The organism is Pseudomonas cyclaminis (assembly GCF_015163715.1).
Lineage (GTDB): Bacteria > Pseudomonadota > Gammaproteobacteria > Pseudomonadales > Pseudomonadaceae > Aquipseudomonas > Aquipseudomonas cyclaminis.
The window spans coordinates 1-5,852 of sequence record NZ_JADDUM010000119.1 but is presented as its reverse complement, the minus strand read 5'-3'; the positions used below and the strand labels follow the sequence as shown (position 1 = coordinate 5,852).

Below are 5,852 nucleotides of genomic sequence, written 5' to 3'. Positions count from 1 at the left end.
TGGGTCAGCGACAGATAAACTGACTGATCCACTGCTATCGGGGGCAAGCCCCTCCCACATTTGGAACTGTACTAGGCGAAAGATCGGATTCGCTCGGCCAGTTCTGCCAGTTTGGCATCATCCGCCCGCACGTGATCGTGGGACGAGATGTAGCCTTCATAAGCCTCAAAAAACTTATTCACTTTCGAGCTCAACGGCTTGAACGCACTGTCCTGCCCCGTCCCATGCATGGGAAACAACTTCGCATGCAGATGATCAACCCCATACCCTTCCAGGATCATCCCCGTACGCGCCACATCGGGAAACGCCCGGTCGATCAGCAAGGCGGTTTTCTTGGTGGCCACGATCAGATCAGCCAACACCTCATCCGACTGCGCAAAGGCATAACTGCCGTAATGCTGCTTGGGGATGACCACGCTGAAACCTGGGGTATTGGGGAAAATCGACAGGAACGCCATGTGATGTTCGTCCTCCCACAGGATATGGGCCGGGGAGGTTTTGCGGACAATGCTGCAGAAAATACAATCCATTTGAATCACCGCCAATTTCGTCTTGGGTTTGGTCGTGGTAACCATCTAAAGCCAGGAGCGAACAAGCGTCAAACTCAATGGGCATTTTGGAAAATATCCTAAAATTTGGATATCGCCGCATCGCCACGCACGGAAATTTCCGACAGCGTTTTAGGGTTGCCGCTGGGAAGCTGGCTGCCTAATCTTCGGCGGTCGCTGAAAATTCAGCGACCGGGTTTCGCAGCCCGGTTAAACTCTAGACGCACAGCGTCCACCTCAGATAGCGGGCGCTTTTTTATGCCTGATGTTATGGCGGCTGTGCGCGGGATACCTTCGGGTATGCCGGGTGCCTAGAGTCCCGGTCTGCGAACCTGCGTACAGCTGCCACCCCAATATCGTTTCGCAGCGATGGTTGGTGGCTCCAATACTCTGGGAGCTTCGCCATGATTAAAGACAGTCCGAATCCGCCGTTGGATTCATCCCTGCTTCAAAATTCTGTTCATCGAACGCTTAACCATTATTTGAATCCGGCTACGAAAGCTGATCCATCTGCTGAGAGCGATAGTCTCTTTGCAGTGCGGGAAGGGTTAGATGCCGAGACGTTGTTAATCAATGCATCGGAGGACCTAGCGTCAGTTCAGGCGCTGGCAAGCTATTTAGCTTTTGAGATCGATGGCAATCCTCGAAATGTCGCCTTAGGGATACATCGGATGCTAGAGGGAATACGTCTTCTGATTGAAAAAGCCCTAGACCAATACGATCCCATAGTAGCGAAGGAGGATTAAAGGGATCTCTTTAATCAGCGCGTACCTACTTATAGTGAACTAGGTGCGCGCTTACTAACTAATCGTACCAATCAGTGTGTTACCGCGGAACCAAAACGTGAAAAGATGATGGCTATAAGCCATATTTACGGCTATGCTAATCGATCGAAAAACTGCCAGTTCCTAGATGATCGCGAAAGCCTCCGAGAATAGCTCAACATGTTGTAACGGGGGCGATCAAGGCCGTAACGCTTCGAACAGAAGTTTGCAATAGATGATCAAACAGAAAAATCGATACACGGACCCACGACTTAACTCTAACCTTGGTGATTGACTGTGACCATTGAATGGAATCAGATAAAATCGTTTAACAACTCTCAACACTCAGCCTTTGAGGAATTAGTATGTCAGCTTGCAAGAGAGGAGGATATCCCAGAAAGTGTGAGGTTTTTCAGGATTGCAGCTCCTGACGCTGGGGTTGAAGCATATTGCGTACTAAAAAATGGTGAGGAATATGGCTGGCAGGCGAAATATTTTTCCGCAATGGGTGCATCACAGTGGGCTCAAGTAAAAAAATCCTTCGAAACAGCGCTGAGAACCCACCCAAAACTAACTAGGTACTATGTTTGCATCCCACTAGATAGAAATGATCCACGTAAAGAAAATCAAAAATGGTTCATGGACCACTGGAACGATAAAGAGACGGAATGGAAGGAAATAGCTGCTGCACAGGGAAGAAACATAGAAATAATTTACTGGGGAAGCTCTGAGTTAATCCATAGATTGTCGACAGAAAGAAACTCAGGGAAAAAATTTTTTTGGTTCTCATCAGCAGAGTTTTCTAAAAACTGGTTTGAAAGACTTACAAATCTCAGCATAAAAGATCTTGGTAAAAGGTACACACCAAAAGCAAATATCAATCTCGATATAAATTTTTGTTTTGAGGCAATGGCTCGCTCAACTTTATTCATAGAGCATTCTACAAATACAATCGAGGAATTAGAAACCAATTTAAATACTTTACTAAAATTCTCTGAACAATACATTTCATCACAGACATACAAAAAAGCCCTAAAAAACATAGGCACTATAAAATCTAGCCTTGACCCTCTGATACTCAGCCAACTCACAATAGGCATTCCTTGGCAAAACATAACTTCTAGTTTCGAGCATCTCAATTCTATTACGACAACCATCGAAGACTCCCTTGAAGAAATCGAAGAGCACCAAAGACGCAAAACATCAAACAAACTTTTGTCTAACCTTAAGTACTCTTTCGCAAAATTTACAAAATTTATTAAAGACAGTAAAACACTATCAACCTCACCTTACATGCTGTTATATGGTGAAGCAGGGATTGGAAAGTCCCATCTGCTCGGCGATCTCTGCCTGAGAAAAATGCATGCACATACTCCTGGCATACTAATCCTTGGACAACACTTAACATCTGACGAAGCGCCTTGGACACAAATTCTTAGAAACATACTCAGATTATCTTGTTCTGAAGAAGAGTTATTAGGCGCACTCAACTCCCAAGCCGAGTCCAAAGGAGAGAGAATTCTCTTTGTCGTTGACGCAATTAACGAAGGTCGTGGGAAATTTTTTTGGGCTAACCATATCCATAGTTTTGTAGAAAGTTTTAAAGCATTTCCTTGGATTGGACTAATCCTTAGTATTAGAACGTCGTATGTAAACATATTAAGACTACAAGACAATCCAGTAGACAAATTAACACACACTAAACACCGTGGTTTTATCGGACGAGAAGATGAGGCAGCATCTTTGTTTTTCGAGCAGTATGGAATCATAAAACCTGCAACCCCTTTACTCAACCCAGAGTTTAGCAACCCTTTATTCTTGAGGTTGTTTTGCGAGGGAGCGAGAGGAAGAAACAAGAACTTAGAATCCGCCAGCTTTCAAGGTCTAAATAATATAATTGAATATTATTTTGAAAGCGTAAATCGAGAGCTCTCCTCACCTTCAAGATTTGACTATCCGAGTCAAAAAAATCTGGTCAAGACAGTATCAAAAAATCTCGTCACACTTAAATACAACTCAAACATACAATATGTAGATTATGATACGGCGTACTCACTCGCAGAAGAAACAGTTAAGATATACAGTGACAAGCGTAGATTCCTCGATGAGTTAATATCTGAAGGAGTACTATCAAAAAATGCTTTTTGGAACAGTAAAAAAGAGGCACAAGAGGGCGTATACCTATCATATGAAAAATTTGAAGACCATTTATTTACTAGACATTTGATAACATCAGAAATAAACCCAGAAAATATAAAGTCTGCTTTCGCTGGTGACGGCTTGTTGGCTCAAATAATTAACAATCCAGCCCCTAACCAAGGGATTATTGAGTCACTATCCATCCAACTACCAGATCTATTTGACACCGAGTTATACGAAGTACTACCTTTCCAATACAAACACTCAAAAGCCATCTCAGCAGCTTTTGTTAACAGTATGGGTTGGAGAACTCCGAAAACAGTGAAAAAATCATCTTGGAACTATATAAAAGATAGTGTTCTATCAGATGAAGAAATGTTCGATCTTTTGATTCACGCAGTATACTCTGTAGCGGGAGAACCTGATCACTTCTACAACGCAGATAGCTTGCATCGTTATTTAAATAAGATGTCTATGGCAGAGCGGGATACTACCTGGACCCATTATATAAACCTACAAGAAGATGATACATCTAGCATCTGGAGACTTGTCAGATGGGCAGCATCCATTGAAGATAAAGTACTGCTATGCCAAAAATCCAGACGGCTATGTGCAATCGCAATTTCCTGGCTATTCTCTAGCACCAACATCAAATTAAGAGATACCGCAACAAAATCCCTTGCCAAACTTTTAACTGACGACCTCCCTCTTGCAAATTATTTAATTTTGCTATTTAAAGATATAAATGATCTATACATCCTTGATCGAATTTATGCAGCTTCTTTTGGAGCGGTAGTTAACTCCGATGAATTATATGGCTTAGTAGACCTCTGTGACTCCATACTAGACCTAGTTAAAACCATGAAAGAGTTTTACCCTAACATCTTAATTAGAGATTACGCCAAAGGCATAGTAGAATATGCTACAACCAAACACATTGTGGACGCTTCTGTACTTACCAAAATCTCACCACCATATAAAAGTTCACTACCAACAAACCTACCCTCCAATGAGGAAATTGATGCATATAAAAAGGAATGGGGAGTAGACGGTGCATCAGGAGTGAACACCATTCTTAGCTCCATGGTAACGGAATACGGACGTGGAGTAGCCAGCTATGGTGATTTTGGCAGATATACCTTTGAAAGCGCCGTTAGAAACTGGGATTGCGACGCCAATCTTTTAAGCAATTATGCTTGCAAGTTAATATTTGAAGAATATGGTTACAAAGCTGAAAAACAAGGAATTGTAGACAGCAACTCTAGCTCCTCAAACAGATTCGAAAACAAAATAGAGCGTCTTGGCAAAAAATATCAATGGATCGCGCTCTACGAAATCGTAGCAAGATTAGCCGATAACCACATGATGTTCGACGAGACAAAAGGATGGCGCAACAACGATGAAAAAACAAACTACGAAGGACCATGGAACCCTGGACTTCGGAATATTGACCCAACACTAATACAACGCCCCAGCCAAGCTGAGGTTAGATTTTGCTTCTGGGAAAAGCCGCATTATAATAACTGGGGCTTTTCTAATAAGTATTGGCTCAGCCTCACTACCGACCTCCCAAATCCGGAGCAGGTCATTTCTTTCACGGACCCTAATGGTGTTGAGTGGCTTGTACTAGAACGATACCTCGACTGGAAAGAGCCTGATTTCATAAACTCTGATTACGACGAAAACAACAAAAAAAATATATGGCTACAATGCCGCAGCTACTTCATCAAAAAAGAAGAAAGTAAAAAAATCATTAACAACCTTAAAAACGAAAGTTTTATGGGCAGATGGATGCCCGAAAGCAAAAGCCAATATCAGGTTTTCTCACGTGAGTACTATTGGTCATCGGCATACCGTTATTTCCAAAAAGACTACTATGGATGGAGTTCTTGGGAAGAGCTCAGGCTTCGGGGGAAGGATTGCTCATTAGGAAGTGTTCAGGTCACGACTGAAGGCCATCACTGGGAAACCGGAGGAGGAGATGATAGTCAGCAGTCCTATTTATCACCAAGAGTAGATCTTTATGAAGGACTTAAACTGAAATACTCGTCAAAGATAGGCGAATGGTTAGATTCCAGCGGAGAGCTCGCGGCTTTCGATCCAGCAGCAAATAGCGCTACACCATCCTGCCTGCTAATAAGAAAGGATTTACTTATTCGTTATCTAGACGAACACAACCTTAAGATAATTTGGACATTTTTAGGAGAAAAGAACACCTATGGCGGGTTCAACGGCGGCGATCAAGATATTAACTGGCTGGAAATTTCAGGCTTATATACACTTAACAAAGAGCTAACCGGAAGCTTGAATATTATAAGTAAAAACAACAACTCTGAGTAACACTAAATCTATTCTATCTAGTCTCCTAAATAGAATATTTTTATATAAATTCAGTAAAAAA

General features: G+C 42.3%; 3 protein-coding genes. 2 read left to right on the top strand and 1 reads right to left on the bottom strand.

Features of this window, described 5'->3' with window-relative positions; translation table 11 throughout:
• Positions 1-71: 71 nt before the first annotated feature.
• Entirely contained in the window at positions 72-530 is a 459-nt protein-coding gene (locus IQK56_RS16090) for an HIT family protein (RefSeq protein ID WP_193864141.1), read from the bottom strand.
• Positions 531-952: 422 nt separating this feature from the next.
• Between IQK56_RS16090 and IQK56_RS16085 the strand changes: the two genes are divergently transcribed.
• Together IQK56_RS16085 and IQK56_RS16080 are read left to right on the top strand one after the other, a co-directional pair.
• Positions 953-1,294: a DUF6124 family protein gene (locus IQK56_RS16085; protein ID WP_193864140.1), complete on the top strand. Its 342-nt coding sequence runs from the start codon at positions 953-955 to the stop codon at positions 1,292-1,294.
• Between the two features lie 315 nt (positions 1,295-1,609).
• Entirely contained in the window at positions 1,610-5,791 is a 4,182-nt protein-coding gene (locus IQK56_RS16080) for an NACHT domain-containing protein (protein ID WP_193864139.1), read from the top strand.
• The last annotated feature ends 61 nt before the right edge of the window (positions 5,792-5,852 follow it).